The sequence below is a fragment of the Mesorhizobium sp. M1409 genome (assembly GCF_040317535.1).
Classification (GTDB): domain Bacteria; phylum Pseudomonadota; class Alphaproteobacteria; order Rhizobiales; family Rhizobiaceae; genus Mesorhizobium.
This window is the reverse complement of sequence record NZ_JAMYKV010000014.1, coordinates 22,462-40,083: the sequence shown is the minus strand read 5'-3', so window position 1 is coordinate 40,083 and position 17,622 is coordinate 22,462. Positions and strand designations below refer to the sequence as shown.

Below are 17,622 nucleotides of genomic sequence, written 5' to 3'. Positions count from 1 at the left end.
AGAGCACGAAACGGTCGAATGTAGCTTGCCTAGCTTGCCGGCATCGGGCCAAAACGTATGCGGAAGCGCCGGTTTTCGCGGCCTTTCTTCTCGATCTTGCCGATGTGGATTTCACCGACTTCGCCGGTGCTCTTCACATGGGTGCCGCCGCAGGGCTGGCTGTCCACCGAAGCGTTGTCGCCGATACAGACCAGGCGGATATTGCCGGTGCCGACCGGGGGCCGGACGTTCTTGGATTTCACCAGGCCGGGGTTGGCGGCCAGTTCCTCGTCGCTGATCAATCTGGTGAAGATGGGGTGGTCGGCCCGCACCAGGTCCATCAGGCTCGCCGTGACGTCATCCCTGGAGAAGCTGGCATCCGGCATGTCGAAATCGACGCGGCTGTCGTCCTCGGAAACCGCGGCACCCGTGATCGGAAATGGACAGACGACGGTGAGCAGATGGCAGGCGGCATGCATGCGCATCAACAGATGCCGCCGCTCCCAGTCGATCGCCAGCCTCACTGTCTCACCGATCCGTGGCGCCGCCTGTTCCGGCGCCGGCACATGGATGATCTCGTCCTTGGTCTCGCCGGTAATGGTGGCGGCAATGGCGATGCGGCTGCCGTCGCCGCGCTCGAGATGACCCATATCGCCCGGTTGACCGCCCGACGTGGCGTAGAAGATCGTCCGATCGAGAATGATGGCGCCGCGGTCGTTGATGGCAACGACCGTCGCGTCCGCCGTGCGCAGATAGGCGTCGTCGCGAAACAGCGCATGTGTCTTGTGCGGCATCACGCGACCTTTTCGAACGGCACCGAAATCTTGCTCTTCAGCTCCATCCAGCCTGGCACCGGCAGCTGCTTCCCGCGCAAGAATTCCGGATTGAACAGCTTCGACTGATAGCGTGTGCCGTAGTCGCAAAGAATGGTCACGATGGTGTGGCCGGGGCCCAATTCCCGAGCCAGACGGATCGCGCCGGCAATGTTGATGCCGGTCGAGCCGCCGACGCAAAGGCCTTCTTCCTGGATGAGGTCGAAGACGATCGGCAGCGCATCCTCGTCGGGGATCTGGAATGAAAAATCCGGCGTGAAGCCTTCGAGATTGGCGGTGATGCGCCCTTGCCCGATGCCTTCGGTGATCGAGCTGCCTTCGGACTTCAGCTCGCCGCTGGTGTAGAAGGAGTAGAGCGAAGCTCCCAGCGGATCGGCGAGCGCGATCTTTACATCCTTGCTTTTCGCCTTCAGCCCGAAGGCGACGCCGGCCAGCGTTCCGCCCGAACCAACCGCCGAGACAAAGCCGTCGACCTTGCCACCGGTCTGGTTCCAGATCTCCTCCGCCGTGGTACGGATATGGCCGTCGCGGTTGGCGACATTGTCGAACTGATTGGCCCAAATGGCGCCGTTCGGCTCCGTGCCCGCCATCTGCTCGGCCAGCCGGCCCGATAGTTTCACGTAATTGTTGGGGTTCTTGTAAGGCACCGCGGGCACCTCGATCAGTTCGGCGCCGAGCAGTTTGATCGTGTCCTTCTTTTCCTGGCTCTGCGTGTCCGGAATGACGATGACGGTGCGGTAGCCGAGCGCCTTGGCGACCAGCGTCAATCCGATGCCGGTGTTGCCTGCCGTTCCCTCGACGATCACACCGCCGGGCTTCAGCAGCCCGCGCTGCTCGGCGTCACGGATGATGAACAGGCCCGCGCGATCCTTGACCGATTGGCCCGGATTCATGAATTCGGCCTTGCCCAGGATCTCGCAGCCGGTTTGCTCAGAAGCTTTGTTGAGGCGGATCAGAGGCGTGTTGCCGATCGCGTCGATCACAGAACGGGGCATTCAGGATTCCTTGTGTAGGTGCGCCGAACCCTAGAAACCCGAAGCTTCGGTTTCAAGGCAAGAATTTGTCTGGTCCAGTCGCATTTGCGGTACTGTTGTTGCACCAACGCTTCCCGAGACCGCTCTCTTACGCCACTGTTCATTTTCCAGCTGAGGTTGAAAAGCAGCTTTTCATTCGATTTCTTCATCGCTAGAGCAAAGCACCAACAAGTCGACAGGGCGCAGCATGACACTCTACCGGGCCAACCCGAAGCACGGCGTCGCCTGGATCACGGGCGGCAGCAGCGGCATCGGCCGTTCGCTGGCCAGAGATCTTGCATCCCAGGGCTATGCCGTGGCGGTGACGGCGCTTGACGACGATCCGATCGACACGCTTGTCGTCGAGACCGCGCAGATGCCGGGCAGTGTCACGGCCTTTCCCTGCGACGTCACCGACGAACCGCGCATGACAAGAACCGTCGCCGCGATCGAGAAGGAACTCGGTCCCATCGTGCTCGCCATCTTCAATGCTGGAAACTACATTTCGACGCCGGGTGAAAATCTCGTCGTCAACGACTTTCGCCGGTCCTTCGAGGTCAACTATTTCGGCATCATCAATGGCCTGGTGCCCGTCATGGAACGCATGCGCGTGCGGGCGCGCGGCCATGTCGTGCTGGTCGGCTCCGTCACGTCCTATTTCGGCTGGCCGACAACGGCCGCCTATGGCGGCACCAAGGCGGCAATCAATATCCTGGCCGAGTCGCTGAAGTATGATTTCGACAAGATGAACGTGCGCATCCAGGTGTTCAATCCGGGCTTCATCGACACCCCGCTGACCGAGAAGAACATGCTGCCGATGCCGGGACTGATGCCGGTCAGCCGCGCGTCGCGCCGCATGGCGCGGGGCATCAAGTCCGGCGGTTTCGAAGTCACCTTCCCGCGCCGAACAAGCTGGCCCCTGAAACTGCTCAGCGTCCTGCCGAGGCCGCTGTGCAGAGGATTTATCAGCCTGATGACCAACTGGAAGGCGCGGCCGCTGCATTACGACCGCAAGCCGCCAATCGAATAGGGTCGCTGGCGAAGTTGGCGGGCGCCCCGCTTCGGGCCGCCGTTTGCCTGCGGTGGCCGCCGCCATAGGTTGAGAGATTGTTTGCGTGGAGTCTGCGATGGGGCGACGGATCGTGCTTGCTGTGCTAGGTTTTGTCGCCATCCTCGCACTGGCCATCGTGCTCGGCCCACGCGTCCCCGTCGACACCACGATCCGCTTCGATCCCTCGGTCATCGGCGACGATCCGCAGGCCTATGTGGCAAAGGTCGAAGCCGCCATTCCCGGAATCCGCGACGGGCTGGAGAAGGAGATCGTCTGGGCCAACCCGATGCTGCATGCCAGGACGCCGCTGGCGATCGTCTACATCCACGGCTTTTCCGCATCGAAAGGCGAGGTCCGCCCGCTGCCGGACGAAGTGGCCGACCAACTCGATGCCAATCTCTTCTACACCCGTCTTACCGGTCACGGGCAGGACGGCGCGGCGATGACGCAAGGCAGCATCAATGCCTGGATCAACGACTATTTGGAGGCGCTCGCCATTGGCCGGGCGATCGGCGACAAGGTGATCGTCATCTCGACTTCGACCGGCGGCTCGCTGGTCACATGGGCGGCAACGCAGCCGGGCGCATCGGACGGGGTGGCGGCGATCGCGTTCATCTCGCCGAATTTCGGCGTGAAGGCTTCGGGTGCCGAAATCCTGACCGTGCCATGGGGAAAACAGATCGCCAGGCTGGTTGCGGGCAAGGAACACATCTTCGTGCCGCGCAACGCGCTGCATGAAAAATTCTGGACCTACCGCTACCCGATCGAAGCGACCTTGCCGATGCAGGCGCTGACCGACCTTGCCTATGGCGCCCCGGTGGAGAAGGCGACCATCCCTGCTTTGTTCATCTTCTCGGATTCGGACAAAGTGGTGCGGCCCGACCGCACCCGCGAGATCGCCGGGCGCTGGGGCGCGCCGCATGAACTGGTTCCTGTCGACGACACCGGCGACCCGGACAACCACGTCATCGCCGGCGACGCGCTGTCGCCATCGACCACGGCCTTTCTGGCGCAAAGGATTGCCGTCTGGGTCGAGGCGGTGGTCAAGTAAGCGGATGAAAAAAGGGGCGACCGAAGCTTTGCTTCAGCCGCCCTTTTTGTCGGTCCCGGCAATCAGCCAGCCTGAGCCTGACTGATTGCGATACGGTCTGGCTTACGCAGCCCGCGCCGCCGGACGCTTGCCGCCGAAGCGGCGCTTATTGTTGCCTTTAAAGGCTGGCTTGGCGCCTTCCGGCTTGCGCTCGCCGGCGAAGGCCGGCTTGTCGCCGAAGCGCTTCTTGCCAAAACCGTTGCCTTTGTTCTCGCCACCGGGCCGCCTGCCGTCGCGACGACCATTGCGGTCATTGGCCGGTTCGAAGCGCTCGTTCTTTTCAGCCGGATTGCGCTGCGGATCGGGGCTGCCGAGATGGTCGGCAACGATCGGCAGCTTGGTGCGGATGATGCGCTCGACCTGGCGCAGCTTGCTGTTCTCAGAGGGATCGCAAAGCGTAATGGCGATGCCGTCCATGCCATTGCGGCCGGTGCGGCCGATGCGGTGGACATAGCTCTCCGCTTCGTCCGGCAGGTCGAAATTCACGACATGGCTGATGCCGGGGACGTCGATGCCACGCGCGGCAATGTCGGTCGCCACCAGAATGCGCACCGAACCCTCGCGGAAATCGTTCAGCGCCTTCTGGCGGGCGTTCTGCGACTTGTTGCCGTGGATGACGGCGGCCTTGAAGCCGTCGCGCTCGAGGTCCTTGGTCACCCTGTCGGCACCATGCTTGGTGCGCGAAAAGATGATGACGGACTTCATCGCTTCGTCGGCGAGCATCGTCGACAGCACCTGGCGCTTCTGCTTGGTGCGGGCAAAGACGACGCCTTGCACGATCTCGGCCGCTGCCGTGCTTTGCGGCGCGACTTCGACGCGAATCGGGTTCTTCAGCAGGCCCTTCGCCAGTTCGGCGATCTCATTGGGCATGGTCGCCGAGAACAGCACCGTCTGACGATCGGGCGCGGTCGCCTTGGCGATGCGCTTGACGTCATTGATGAAGCCCATGTCGAGCATGCGGTCGCCCTCGTCGAGCACCAGCCATTTGGTGTCGGCAAGCACGAGGTCGCCTTCACGCACAAGATCGGTCAATCGGCCGGGCGTTGCGATCAGGATGTCGACGCCGGGCGCAACCTTCTTCACCTGGCTGAAGCGCGAGACGCCGCCGAGCACGAGCGCGGTCGAGACATGCGCGCCCTTGGCGAGGATCTTGATGGTGTCCTCGATCTGCACGGCGAGTTCGCGCGTCGGCGCCAGAATCAGCGCACGCGCCGTCTTGGCGCGCCGCTTGGTGCCGAGAGCGATGATCTTCGACAGGATCGGCAGCGCGAAGGCCGCGGTCTTGCCGGACCCCGTCTGGGCGATGCCGAAAATGTCACGGCCTTCCATCTGCGGCGGGATCGCCTGTGCCTGGATAGGCTTCGGTTCGGTGAAACCGGCGTTATGGGTGGCCTTGAGCAGCGCGCCCGTAATACCCAGTGCGGCGAAACCGGTAAGTTCCGCGGTGTTGCTACCGGGCAAAGTGTTTTCGTTTGTCAAAATAATCTTCTTTCACGCGGCTTCGGCCGCAAACATCGATGGCGGCAGGGCGCAACCTGCCGTCGAACAAATTGTCATGGAACGACAAGGCGGCGGACGTTTCCGTCCGCGCGGCTGCGCTGTCGTGCCCGCGGGCATCATGCCACGGGGCTTTTTCGCCGCTTTGTGATGTACCGGAAAGAGGGGCCGATATACCGGAAAGAGGGAAAACAGACGCAACCAGTCTCATTCGTCGAGAAGGCCGGAGTGTCCCGGCCCAAGCGCCTATGTCGCCGCATATGGCCCAGTTCGCCGCCAAATGCAAGGGGCGTCATGCTGCAGCGCAACAAAGACGGGCGTAAGCGGCGCTTGCGCTCGCCTGCAGGCACGATTACCACGAAATGCCGCTGGCCTGGGAGGTAATCGATGAAGGACGTGCTGAAGGAACTCGAGCGCCGGCGCGAGATCGCCCGCATGGGTGGTGGCCAGGCGCGCATCGATGCGCAGCACAAGAAGGGCAAGCTTACCGCGCGCGAACGCATCGAAGTGTTTCTCGACGAGGGCTCGTTCGAGGAATTCGACATGTATGTCGAGCACCGCTCGACCGATTTCGGCATGGAGAAGACCAAGATCGCCGGCGACGGCGTGGTCACCGGCTGGGGCACGGTCAACGGCCGTCCGGTCTACCTCTTCGCCAAGGATTTCACCGTGTTCGGCGGCTCGCTGTCGGAGGCTCACGCCGAGAAAGTCATCAAGGTGCAGGAGATGGCGCTGCGCAATCGTGCGCCGATCGTCGGGCTTTATGATGCCGGCGGCGCGCGCATCCAGGAAGGCGTGGCCGCGCTCGGCGGTTATGCCGAGATCTTTCAGCGCAACGTGCTGGCGTCCGGCGTCATTCCGCAGATCTCGGTGATCATGGGGCCTTGCGCCGGCGGCGACGTCTATTCGCCTGCCATGACCGACTTCATCTTCATGGTGCGCGACACCTCCTACATGTTCGTCACCGGGCCGGATGTGGTGAAAACCGTCACCAACGAGACCGTGACCGCCGAGAGCCTCGGCGGCGCTTCCGTCCATACGACGAAATCCTCCATCGCAGACGGCGCCTATGATAATGACGTCGAAGCGCTGCTGCAGATGCGCCGGCTGGTCGACCTGCTGCCGGCTTCCAACACTTCAGAGCTTCCCGAGATCGAATGCTACCAGTCGGTCACCGACCATGATTTGTCGCTCGACCGGCTCATCCCCGACAACGCCAACAAGCCCTATGACATCAAGGAGTTGATCCTGAAAGTCGCCGACGAAGGCGACTTCTTCGAGATCCAGCAGAATTTTGCGAAAAACATCGTCACCGGGTTCGGGCGCGTCGAGGGCCGGACGGTCGGCTTCGTCGCCAACCAGCCGATGGTGCTGGCCGGCGTGCTCGATTCCGACGCCAGCCGTAAGGCGGCGCGTTTCGTGCGCTTCTGCGACTGCTTTTCGATCCCGATCGTCACCTTCGTCGATGTTCCCGGCTTCCTGCCCGGCACGGCGCAGGAATATGGCGGGCTGATCAAGCATGGCGCCAAACTGCTGTTTGCCTATGCCGAGGCCACCGTGCCGAAGATCACCGTCATCACCCGCAAGGCCTATGGCGGCGCCTATGACGTGATGGCGTCAAAGCATCTGCGCGGCGACATGAACTATGCCTGGCCGACGGCGCAGATCGCGGTGATGGGCGCACGGGGCGCGGTCGAGATCATCTACCGCAAGGACATTGGCGACGCCGAAAAGATCGCAGCCCATACAAAGGCTTACGAGGATCGCTTCCTGTCGCCCTTCGTCGCCGCCGAGCGTGGCTATGTCGACGAGGTGATCATGCCGCACTCGACCCGCCGCCGTATTGCGCGGGCGCTCAGGATGCTGCGCAACAAGGACATGCAGAACCCCTGGAAGAAGCACGACAACATCCCGCTGTGAGGCGCGCGCACCTGTTTTCAGCGTGGAATAATCGAGCGATGCGAATTCCGCGGCTTGGAATAGTTGGGTAATCGGATGATTGGCTTGCGCTACCGCGCGTCGAAGAGTTCGCGCAGCACCGGCACCAGCGCCAGCGGCAGATCCTCGGCGATCAGACCGGGTCCGAACCGGCTGCCGGCTTCGGCGTGCAGCCACACCGCCGCGCAGGTTCCCGCGAAGGGCGGCATGCCTTGTGCGAGCAGGCCGGCAATGATGCCCGACAACACGTCGCCCGACCCGGCTGTGGCCAGCCACGGCGCGCCGTTGGAATTGATCGCCGCCTTGCCATCGGGAGCAGCGATCACCGTGTCGGCGCCCTTGTAGACGATGACGGCATTGGCGCGCTCGGCTGCCGCGCGCGCCTTGGCCAGCTTCGGCAGGGTCTCATTCCCCGCGATATCAGGGAACAGTCGGCCGAATTCACCCTCATGCGGCGTTATCACCAACGCTGGAGCGTTCGGCTGACGGGCGGCTTCGAACAATGCCTCGGATTGGTGAGCCAGCGATGTGATGGCGTCGGCGTCCAGGACAATCGCATTTGCGTGGCTTGCGGTCGCCGACGCGCGCGCACCATCCTCCAAAGCCTTGATCAGTTGCAGGGCAAAATCGCCGACCTTGGGTTTGGGGCCGAGCCCCGGTCCGAACACCAGCGCTTCGGGATGGCGCGCCGTCAGGAATTCCTGCACCTCCTCGAGCGAACCCGCCTCTCGCAGCATGATCGAGGTCAGATGTGTCGCGTTCACCTGCATGGCATTGGGCGGCGACAGCACGGTGACCGCCCCTGCCCCGCTTCTCGCGGCGGCCATCGCCGACAGCCGCGCCGCGCCCGTCGCGCTGGGGCCGCCGGAAAAGACGCCGACATGGCCGCGCTTGTATTTGTGCGCGTCGACCGCCGGCGCGGGAAAATCCCGCAACCACAGGTCCGGCCCATTCTCGAAAGTCGAGACGGCGAGCTGGGCGATGATGCCGTCGCCGATGCCGATATCGGCGAGCACGATTTCACCGCATTGTCCGCGTCCCGGCAGCAGCAGGTGGCCAGGCTTTTTCCGTGCGAAGGTGACGGTGACCTCGGCGCGAAACGCCCGGCCCAATATTTCGCCGCTGGCACCCGAGACGCCCGACGGCAGGTCGACCGCGACCACCGGCAGGCGCAAGGCTGTCACGCTTTCGACAGCTTTCGCGGCATCGCCGGACAGCGGCTTGGACAGTCCGGCCCCATAGAGCGCGTCGACCACGATCGAGCCGGCCTCGGCATCAAATCCAGACAGCGGCCGCGGCTTGATCGGGCATTCCGAGGCCGCGAGCGCCGCATCGCTTTCCGGCCTCGGCGGTCCGGATGCCCAGATTGTGGTGCCGACGCCGCTGTCGGCCAGGATACGGGCGACGACGTAGCCATCACCGCCGTTATTGCCGGGTCCGCACAGCACATGGACGTGCATCGCCGAGGGATATCGCATGAGAACCTCGGCCGCGACCGCCTCGCCAGCTCGGCGCATCAGGCCGATACCGTCGACTGGACCGGCGGCAATCGTCAGCCGATCCGCCTCGCTCATTTCGGCGGGGACAAGAAGTTCGTTGCTCATGGATTGCCGATCCGCATTCGATCAAGCATTGTCCAATTTTCGATCCGAAGCAAACGGGGGAGTTGCCGAGATCAGGAGTCATATCGTAGGCATGAGGGCATCGCAGGCACAAGATTGCCTGAGGGATAGGCGATACGCCTAATCTTTGTGCGAACGCAGGTGCCGGCGCTGTGTAGGCTCCAACAGCCCATGCCGCTTCCGGTGCAGCGTATGACGTGAATTTGCATCCAGGTGCGGTGCGACTTTGAAATCGTATGAGAACGCTTCGAATCCGTCTAATTGGCATAGTTCGTGCTTGATGGAAGCGCAAGCGGGGGTTCACAACCCGTTTTTTTGGCAGTGGAGGCCACTTTTTACATGAAAAAGATCGAAGCGATCATCAAGCCATTCAAGCTGGACGAAGTGAAGGAAGCGCTTCAGGAGGCCGGACTGCAGGGCATTACTGTCACCGAGGCAAAGGGCTTCGGTCGTCAGAAGGGCCATACCGAGCTCTACCGCGGCGCCGAATATGTCGTCGATTTCCTGCCCAAGGTGAAAATCGAGGTCGTTCTTGGCGACGATGCGGTCGAAGGCGCGATCGAGGCCATCCGCAAGGCGGCGCAGACCGGCCGTATTGGCGACGGCAAAATCTTCGTTTCCAATATCGAGGAAGTCGTGCGAATCCGTACCGGCGAAACAGGCATGGACGCGGTCTGACCCGACCCCGCATTCTCCTAGAACGTCATCATAAAAAAACGTCATCACACAGGGATACATGACATGACGACAGCCAAAGACATCATGAAGCAGATCAAGGACAACGACGTGAAATTCGTCGACCTGCGCTTCACGGACCCGAAGGGCAAGCTGCAGCACGTGACGATGGATGTCATCGAGGTCGAGGAAGACATGTTCGCCGACGGCGTGATGTTCGACGGATCGTCGATTGCCGGTTGGAAGGCCATCAACGAGTCCGACATGGTGCTGATGCCTGATCCGGACACCGTCCACATGGACCCGTTCTTCGCCCAGTCGACCATGGTCATCCTGTGTGACATCCTCGATCCGGTTTCGGGTGAGTCCTACAATCGCGATCCGCGCGGTACGGCCAAGAAGGCCGAGGCCTACATGAAGTCGGAAGGCATCGGCGACACCGTCTTTGTCGGCCCGGAAGCCGAGTTCTTCGTCTTCGACGATGTGAAGTACAAGGCCGACCCCTACAACACCGGCTTCAAACTCGACTCAACCGAACTGCCGTCGAACGACGACACCGACTATGAGACCGGCAATCTCGGCCACCGTCCGCGCATCAAGGGCGGCTACTTTCCGGTACCGCCGATCGACAGTGCGCAGGACATGCGCTCGGAAATGCTGACCGTGCTCGCCGAGATGGGCGTGCGCGTCGAAAAGCACCACCATGAGGTGGCGGCTGCCCAGCACGAACTCGGCATCAAGTTCGACGCGCTGGTGCGCAACGCCGACAAGATGCTGATCTACAAATACGTCGTGCATCAGGTTGCCAATGCCTACGGCAAGACGGCGACCTTCATGCCGAAGCCGATCTTCGGCGACAACGGCTCGGGCATGCACGTCCACATGTCGATCTGGAAGAACGGCAAGCCGACCTTCGCCGGCAATGAATATGCCGGGCTGTCGGAAACCTGCCTGTTCTACATCGGCGGCATCATCAAGCACGCCAAGGCGATCAACGCCTTCACCAATCCGCTGACCAATTCCTACAAGCGTCTGGTTCCGGGTTATGAAGCGCCGGTGCTGCTCGCCTATTCGGCGCGCAACCGCTCGGCCTCCTGCCGCATCCCGTTCGGCTCGTCGCCGAAGGCCAAGCGGGTCGAGATCCGCTTCCCCGATCCGGGCGCGAACCCCTATCTCGGCTTCGCGGCGCTGCTGATGGCCGGCCTCGACGGCATCAAGAACAAGATCCACCCCGGCCAGCCGATGGACAAGGATCTCTACGATCTGCCGCCGAAGGAACTGAAAAAGATCCCGACCGTCTGCGGGTCGCTGCGTGAAGCGCTGCAGAGCCTCGACAAGGACCGCGGCTTCCTGAAGGCCGGCGGCGTGTTCGACGACGACCAGATCGACAGCTACATCGAGCTGAAGATGGCCGAAGTGATGCGCTTCGAAATGACCCCGCATCCGGTCGAGTACGACATGTACTACTCCGTCTGAGATCCAATCTCGGACTAAGATTCAATATGATATTCAAGCCCTTGAAAGATTTTCCTCTTTCAAGGGCTTTTTGCTGCGCTCCAATACGCCGTGCCTACTGATCGGCCCGCTCTCGCGCGCGCCGACTGGGCGGCGTATCCACGCTGACTTTTCGACGATCGCGCGTGCCCGGATTCATGAGCGCGGTCCATTGGCGCGCACGGCACGTCAATCCGGTGACGTTGGCCTCAGGCACAGTAAGGTCCGATGGATGACAAGAGGATCACTGTTCGATCGCGAACATGAAGCCAGGAGCGAGCGGCGCACTGTCTCAGGCTACAGTGACCGCTCGTCCGGCGCCCCCGCCAATGCCGCCGTTCAAGAAAACCCCGCCCGTCCGAACAGCATTGCGTGACGTAACTCCAAGGTCTGCGAATACGCATGCTGCACCGCGACCTGTCAACGCCACCAAGCGGACTGTGGTTAGCCGATTTCGCAACGTGAACAGATGCTTATGGAAGGATCTTTGCCACGGATAAGGGGCTGAAAAAGGCGATTTTTCGGGCTTTTCCGACAAATGATCACTGGAAACGCACACGGCCACGGCCGGGAATCCAGTAGGATTCTGACCGGCTGAATTGCCTGACTTTTTCTGGGTATATTCCGACGGGGATGCGATCTGCCGGCTAACGGGAAAAAGAACCCGGGCCCTTGGCCGGAGTTCTTGCGAGCGGGCTTGAGGGACCGTACATCGCCGCCACCACCATGATCAGCCCCGTTGCCATCGGGCTCAGACGGCGGAGGGCGACGTCCAAAGAGACTTGATCGCTCTCTATAAGGAAGCAGGCCTACAGGGTGATGGTTTGCTTGTAAGGGACCAACGAAAGCGCCGGCAACCCTGAGCAAGGCAATACTACCTGCGTCGATTGGAAATGGCGTCGACCGCTCCAAAGCTCAAACAGCGCGCCAAACTTGCATCACAGAAAAGACCCCGGCTTTCGCCGGGGTCTTGGGCAGATAGCTAGTTGGATGGACTTCAGACGGTCACGGCATAAACCCTTGGTCCGCGCCGTGACGAAGGCTTAAGCCGCGGCCGAAACCTGGGCGCTTTCCGAGACCGAAGCGATCGTCTTCAGGATCTGCGAGGCGATCTGGTAGGGGTCGCCCTGCGAGTTCGGACGGCGGTCTTCCAGATAGCCCTTGTAGTCGTTGTTGATGAAGGAATGCGGCACGCGGATCGAGGCGCCGCGATCGGCGATGCCATAGCTGAACCTGTTCCACGGCGCGGTCTCGTGCTTGCCGGTCAAACGCTTGTCGTTGTCCGGTCCGTAGACGGCGATGTGATCCATCAGGTTCTTGTCGAAAGCCGCCATGAGCGCCTCGAAATAAGCCTTGCCGCCGACTTCGCGCATATAGGCCGTCGAGAAGTTGGCGTGCATGCCCGAGCCATTCCAATCGGTGTCGCCGAGCGGCTTGCAGTGGTATTCGATGTCGATGCCGTATTTCTCGGTCAGGCGCTGCATCAAATAGCGTGCCATCCACATCTGGTCGGCGGCTTTCTTGGAGCCCTTGCCGAAAATCTGGAATTCCCACTGGCCCTTGGCCACTTCGGCGTTGATGCCTTCATGGTTGATGCCGGCGGCGAGGCAGAGGTCGAGATGTTCCTCGACGATCTGGCGCGCGACGGAGCCGACATTGGAATAACCGACGCCGGTGTAATACGGGCCCTGCGGTGCGGGATAGCCGCTCTCGGGGAAGCCGAGCGGGCGGCCATCCTTGTAGAAGAAATACTCCTGCTCGAAGCCGAACCAGGCGCCCTCGTCGTCGAGGATGGTGGCGCGCTTGTTGGAGGCATGCGGCGTCACGCCATCGGGCATCATGACTTCGCACATGACCAGCACGCCGTTGGTGCGGGCGGGATCGGGATAGACGGCGACCGGCTTCAGCACGCAATCGGAGCTGTGCCCCTCGGCCTGCTGGGTCGACGAACCGTCGAAGCCCCACAGCGGCAGCTGCTCGAGCGTCGGGAATTCGGCGAATTCCTTGATCTGCGTCTTGCCGCGAAGGTTGGGGACCGGAGTGTATCCATCGAGCCAAATGTACTCGAGCTTGTATTTCGTCATTCTAGCCTCTCGTTGCTTGATCACCGAACCTGGATGACGCCGGCGCGCCGAGCCATCCAGCAGCCCAGCTGCCAAGTCGATAAAATGCAATTCGTGTGCCATTTCCGCTGCGCCGGGTGCGTCAAAAATGCCCGTTCATCCCGGCGATGCAGCCGAGCCGCCTAAGCAATGCGCCACGATCGACCAGAAGCAGAATCTGCTTAAATAGCATGCAAATACTGATCTTTCTTTAGGCATCTTGCCTAAATGGTTCGCAGGACTTACTTTCATGAAAAGATGAATCGGCAAGGGTCCGCAGAAGAAAGGAGACAGCCCATGGAGATCACCTCAGCCCGTCCGTCGGCAAAAATCCTGATGTTCCCGATGGCAGCGCGCATGGCTGCCTCAAATTTAGGCGTGAAGGCTAAGTTCGCGGCAGAGCTTGCCTCTTTGCGCGATCATCCGCTTGATCATGGCGAGGCCTGGTACCACGAGGCTGCCATCGCGGAAGCCGAACCGCCTCGCAAAAGCTAGTCCTACAACAAGAAAAACCCGGCGCGATTGCTCGCGCCGGGTTTTCCTTTGGGCGCTTGAATTCGCCTACTCCTTGGAGTGCAGATTGGTGCCGAGCGTATCCTTCACGAAGATCATGCCGATGACCAGCGACATCGCCGCGATCACCACCGGATACCAGAGGCCATAATATATGTCGCCCTTGTAGGCACTCAGGGCAAACACCGTTGCCGGCAGCAGGCCTCCGAACCAGCCATTGCCGATGTGGTAGGGCAGCGACATGCCGGTGTAGCGAATGCGGGTCGGGAACATCTCGACCAAGATCGCCGCGATCGGCCCGTAGACCATGGTCACGAACAGGACCAGGATGAACAGGATAGCGATGGTCATTGGCCAGTTGACGGCCGCCGGGTCGGCAAACATAGCGAACGCGCCGCCAGCCGGGATATTGTAGACGGTGACTTCGGGCGCACCCGCTGCTTCATCGGTGGTCAGCAGCTTGTCCTTCACCGCCTGGTCGATCGGCACAGTAGCCTTTTCACCGGCGCGGATCGCGGCAGCGTCCAGCTTCAGTTCCGGGTTGGCGGCGACAAACGCGTCGAGCTTCTGGTCCGCAACCTTGATCGCCGCACGCTTCAGCGGATAGCCTCCGTCTTTCAGAGCCATGTTGACGGCTTTCACGAAGGCTGCGTCCTTGGCCTTGGCCTGATCGCCAGCGGCGACGGCGTCATAGGAAGCCACCGTCTCGTTGCCGATCTTGACTGATGCGGCTGTTCCGGCCGCAGCCGTCGACACCACGTCATAAGGAACCGAGTTCTTGGTCAGGAACGACGTTGCGATGTCACAGGACGTCGTGAACTTCGCCGTGCCGACCGGATTGAACTGGAACCTGCAGTCGCCGGGTGCAGCCGTCACCGTGGCGCGGGTGTTCTGCTGCGCCGTCGCAAGCGCCGGATTTGCAGCCCAGGTCAGCGCCTTGAACAGCGGGAAGGTGCAGACAATCGCCAGAGCAAGACCCGCCATGATGATCGGCTTGCGGCCGATCTTGTCGGAGAGCCAGCCGAAGACGACGAAGAAGATCGATCCGATCGCCAGTGCGATGGCGATCATGATGTTTACCGACTGCGCGTCGACCTTGAGCACGTTGGTCAGGAAGAACAGTGCGTAGAACTGGCCGTTGTACCAGACCACGGCTTGGCCGGCGGTGAGGCCGAGCAGCGCCAGCAGGGCAATCCTGGCATTCTTCCATTGGCCGAAGGCTTCCGTTAGCGGCGCCTTGGAGCCCTTGCCCTCATCCTTCATGCGCTGGAAGGTCGGCGATTCGGAGAGCGAAAGCCGGATCCAGATCGAGACGCCGAGCAGCAGGAAGGAGACGATGAACGGAATACGCCAGCCCCAGGCAGCATAGCTTTCCTTGCTCAGTGAAGCCTGTACGATCAGGATCACAATCAGCGACAGGAACAGGCCGAGCGTCGCCGTCGTCTGGATCCATGAGGTGTAGTAGCCCCGCCGGTTGTCCGGGGCGTGCTCGGCGACGTAAGTGGCCGCGCCGCCATATTCGCCACCCAGCGCCAGGCCCTGCAGCATGCGCAGGATGATCAGGATCACGGGGGCGGCGATGCCTAAGGTCGCATAACCAGGCAGCAGACCGACCAGGAAGGTCGACAGGCCCATGATCGTCATGGTGACAAGGAACGTATATTTGCGGCCGACGAGGTCACCGATGCGGCCGAACAGCAGTGCACCGAACGGGCGCACCAGAAACCCGGCGGCGAAAGCCAGCAGCGCGAAGATATTGCGCGTCGCTTCCGGAATGGTCGGACTGAAAAACGTCGAGCCGATGAACACCGCGAGCGAGCCGTAGAGATAGAAATCGTACCATTCGAAAACGGTGCCGAGCGAGGAAGCGAAGATGACCTTCTTCTCTTCCCGTGTCATGCCGCGGCTCGTTCTGCCGGCGGTCGATGCGATTGCCATTGTGTTTTCCTCCCGTGAGACCCGTTGTCCTCGAAGCTGCGCGTCAACATCCGTGTTCTCCTCCGAACGCGGACTCAGGGCAGCCATCAACGGGAAAAATGACAGAAAGTGCTGCCCAAAGGCAGCGCGTCTTTGGGATTATGACTTTGGTATTAGGTGCGTTGCGGGATGAAGCAGAGCGAGCGGCGGAGCCGTCATCCCTTGAGCGCCTCGAGCAAGCCGGCGGCAGCCATCATGTCGCGCTTGCGGGCCGAGCGGCGCGCGACGGCCTCCGCATCCTGCCCCCAATGCTCGATCTGCCAGTCCTCGTCGACATGCCCGGCAGCCCAGGCACCCTCTGCGTCGAGCGCGCCGAAATCGACAGCCAGCGCCAGCAGCGCCGAGCCGGTCAGCGAGGTCATCACATGGATGGCTGCGAGCCGCAGCGGTTCGGCCCGTTGGGCAAGATGGCTGCCCAGCACGGCGATGGTTTCGCGCGGCTGCTCGACGTGGATGATGCCCTCGGCGAGATTGAAGCGAGCCCCGAGCGTCCCCCTCGCCCAATCGAGGACCGGATCCCAATGTTCGTTCTGCCGCTCCACCAGCCCTTGCGGCACGTCGGCACGGTAGCAGAGCAGATCGGACGAGGCAAAGCGCAGAATGTCTTCCAGCACCGCCTGCGGATCGCTGGCGACGCCATCGATGGCGGTGTTCACAAGCCGCATAACCGGCATTGTCACCGGATCGATGGTCTCGCCCTGGGCGGCGAACTCATCGGCGACGAGCGCTGCCGCCGCCTCGGTCGGCAGCACCAGCAGCGCCTTACCCGGCGTGCGCACCGGCTTGCCGTCGAGATGCACGGCAAAGCCGTTCTCCACCGGCGCGACCGAGACGGTCTTGTAGAAGCGCTTAGGCAGATGCGTCTTCATCTGGATCTGGGCGCGACGCACCGGATCGGGATCGGAAAGATATTTGCCCGCTTCGAGGTCGTTGAGGATATCACGCATAAAAGTCTCTCTCACACCGGCGTCAGCTTGCGCACCGGTCGGTTGACGATGATCAGGCCGGCGGCAATCAGGCCAAGTGCCAGGAAAATGCGCATGGTCAGCGGCTCATTCAAGAACATGGCACCGCACAAAACGCCGAAAACCGGCGACAGGAAGGTGAAACTGGACAGGCCTGACGCCGGATAGCGCCGCAGCAGCCAGAACCACAACACATAGGTGAAGGCGACGATGTAAACCGCCTGGAAAAACAAAGCCAAAGTCGGCAGCGCGGTCGGGTCGCGAACGGGCGGACCGGCCAGAGGCAGCACCAATATGCCAACGATTGCAGCACCGGCGAGTTGATAAAGCAAAAGCTTTTCGGCGCTCGCCTCGACCAGTTTCGACCGCTTGATGAGGATGTTGGTCAAGGCCCAGAAAAACCCGGAGCCGAGGCTCAGGAGATCGCCGAACAGCATGTCCCCGTCACCGCCAAGCTTGTCGGAAAACACGGCGGCAAGGCCGGCAAAGGCCAGCAGCAGACCGAGGAATTTCCTCAACGTGATCTGCTCGCCGAGCAGGAAGTGGCCGCCGAGCAGCATCCAGAACGGCATCGTGTTGACCAGCAGCGTGTTGCGGGCGACGGTGGTGTGCTCCAGACCTACATAAAGGCAAAGGAACTCGATGCCGAAAAGCGCGCCGACGGCGATGCCGGCGAGCAATGTCCCGTCGCGCGTGAACAGCGCTATGCCGCGCCACCGACACCAGGCGAAGACACACAAACCGCCGATGATCGAACGCGCGATCGACAGGAAGACGGGGTCGTAGCCGGCATAGGAGATCTTGGCAGCGACGTAGTTCAGCCCCCAGGAAAAAGTCAGGCCGACCATGATGGCGGCGGCGGCCATGTCGACC

Annotated in this window: 14 protein-coding genes; 6 read left to right on the top strand and 8 right to left on the bottom strand. The window is 61.8% G+C overall.

What is annotated here, in order from left to right; translation table 11 throughout:
- Positions 1-29: 29 nt before the first annotated feature.
- Positions 30-773, bottom strand: a complete 744-nt coding sequence (locus tag NKG99_RS13820) for an alanyl-tRNA editing protein (protein WP_352868349.1) — start codon at positions 771-773, stop codon at positions 30-32.
- Positions 773-1,807 carry a cysteine synthase A gene (locus tag NKG99_RS13815; protein WP_352868347.1) on the bottom strand — a complete coding sequence of 345 codons (1,035 nt, stop codon included), beginning with the start codon at positions 1,805-1,807 and terminating at the stop codon, positions 773-775. The genes NKG99_RS13820 and NKG99_RS13815 overlap by 1 nt, the downstream gene beginning before the upstream one ends.
- A 226-nt stretch (positions 1,808-2,033) precedes the next feature.
- Here NKG99_RS13815 and NKG99_RS13810 point away from each other — a divergent pair, with 226 nt between their 5' ends.
- Positions 2,034-2,855: an SDR family oxidoreductase gene (locus tag NKG99_RS13810; protein WP_352868344.1), complete on the top strand. Its 822-nt coding sequence runs from the start codon at positions 2,034-2,036 to the stop codon at positions 2,853-2,855.
- A 97-nt stretch (positions 2,856-2,952) separates the two neighbouring features.
- Positions 2,953-3,927, top strand: a complete 975-nt coding sequence (locus tag NKG99_RS13805) for an alpha/beta hydrolase (protein WP_352868342.1) — start codon at positions 2,953-2,955, stop codon at positions 3,925-3,927.
- Positions 3,928-4,029: 102 nt separating this feature from the next.
- On the opposite strand, the gene NKG99_RS13800 is transcribed toward NKG99_RS13805, so the two are convergent.
- Positions 4,030-5,445, bottom strand: coding sequence for a DEAD/DEAH box helicase (locus NKG99_RS13800; protein WP_352868339.1), 1,416 nt, complete (start codon positions 5,443-5,445; stop codon positions 4,030-4,032).
- 405 nt (positions 5,446-5,850) lie between these two features.
- On the opposite strand from NKG99_RS13800, the gene NKG99_RS13795 reads away from it, so the two are divergent.
- Positions 5,851-7,383 (top strand): acyl-CoA carboxylase subunit beta, encoded by a 1,533-nt coding sequence (locus tag NKG99_RS13795; protein ID WP_352868337.1) that lies wholly within the window; start codon positions 5,851-5,853, stop codon positions 7,381-7,383.
- A gap of 89 nt (positions 7,384-7,472) precedes the next feature.
- On the opposite strand, the gene NKG99_RS13790 is transcribed toward NKG99_RS13795, so the two are convergent.
- The gene (locus NKG99_RS13790; protein ID WP_352868334.1) at positions 7,473-9,005 is read right to left on the bottom strand and encodes an NAD(P)H-hydrate dehydratase; all 1,533 of its coding nucleotides are present in this window, start codon (positions 9,003-9,005) and stop codon (positions 7,473-7,475) included.
- Positions 9,006-9,362: 357 nt separating this feature from the next.
- Here NKG99_RS13790 and NKG99_RS13785 point away from each other — a divergent pair, with 357 nt between their 5' ends.
- Together NKG99_RS13785 and glnA are read left to right on the top strand one after the other, a co-directional pair.
- Positions 9,363-9,701 (top strand): P-II family nitrogen regulator, encoded by a 339-nt coding sequence (locus NKG99_RS13785; RefSeq protein ID WP_006205430.1) that lies wholly within the window; start codon positions 9,363-9,365, stop codon positions 9,699-9,701.
- Positions 9,702-9,764: 63 nt separating this feature from the next.
- Positions 9,765-11,174 carry a type I glutamate--ammonia ligase gene (glnA, locus tag NKG99_RS13780; protein ID WP_352868332.1) on the top strand — a complete coding sequence of 470 codons (1,410 nt, stop codon included), beginning with the start codon at positions 9,765-9,767 and terminating at the stop codon, positions 11,172-11,174.
- A gap of 1,061 nt (positions 11,175-12,235) precedes the next feature.
- Here the strand turns inward: glnA and NKG99_RS13775 are convergent.
- Positions 12,236-13,276 (bottom strand): glutamine synthetase beta-grasp domain-containing protein, encoded by a 1,041-nt coding sequence (locus NKG99_RS13775; RefSeq protein WP_352868330.1) that lies wholly within the window; start codon positions 13,274-13,276, stop codon positions 12,236-12,238.
- A gap of 315 nt (positions 13,277-13,591) precedes the next feature.
- On the opposite strand from NKG99_RS13775, the gene NKG99_RS13770 reads away from it, so the two are divergent.
- The gene (locus tag NKG99_RS13770; protein ID WP_352868329.1) at positions 13,592-13,789 is read left to right on the top strand and encodes a DUF2735 domain-containing protein; all 198 of its coding nucleotides are present in this window, start codon (positions 13,592-13,594) and stop codon (positions 13,787-13,789) included.
- A gap of 66 nt (positions 13,790-13,855) precedes the next feature.
- Here the strand turns inward: NKG99_RS13770 and NKG99_RS13765 are convergent, their stop codons facing one another.
- The 3 genes from NKG99_RS13765 to NKG99_RS13755 form a co-directional block, all read right to left on the bottom strand.
- On the bottom strand, positions 13,856-15,745 hold the full coding sequence (locus NKG99_RS13765; RefSeq protein ID WP_352868327.1) for an MFS transporter: 1,890 nt from the start codon (positions 15,743-15,745) through the stop codon (positions 13,856-13,858).
- Between the two features lie 194 nt (positions 15,746-15,939).
- Entirely contained in the window at positions 15,940-16,731 is a 792-nt protein-coding gene (locus tag NKG99_RS13760) for an ATP12 family chaperone protein (protein ID WP_352868325.1), read from the bottom strand.
- An 11-nt stretch (positions 16,732-16,742) separates the two neighbouring features.
- Positions 16,743-17,615: a DMT family transporter gene (locus NKG99_RS13755; protein ID WP_352868556.1), complete on the bottom strand. Its 873-nt coding sequence runs from the start codon at positions 17,613-17,615 to the stop codon at positions 16,743-16,745.
- Positions 17,616-17,622 lie beyond the last annotated feature (7 nt).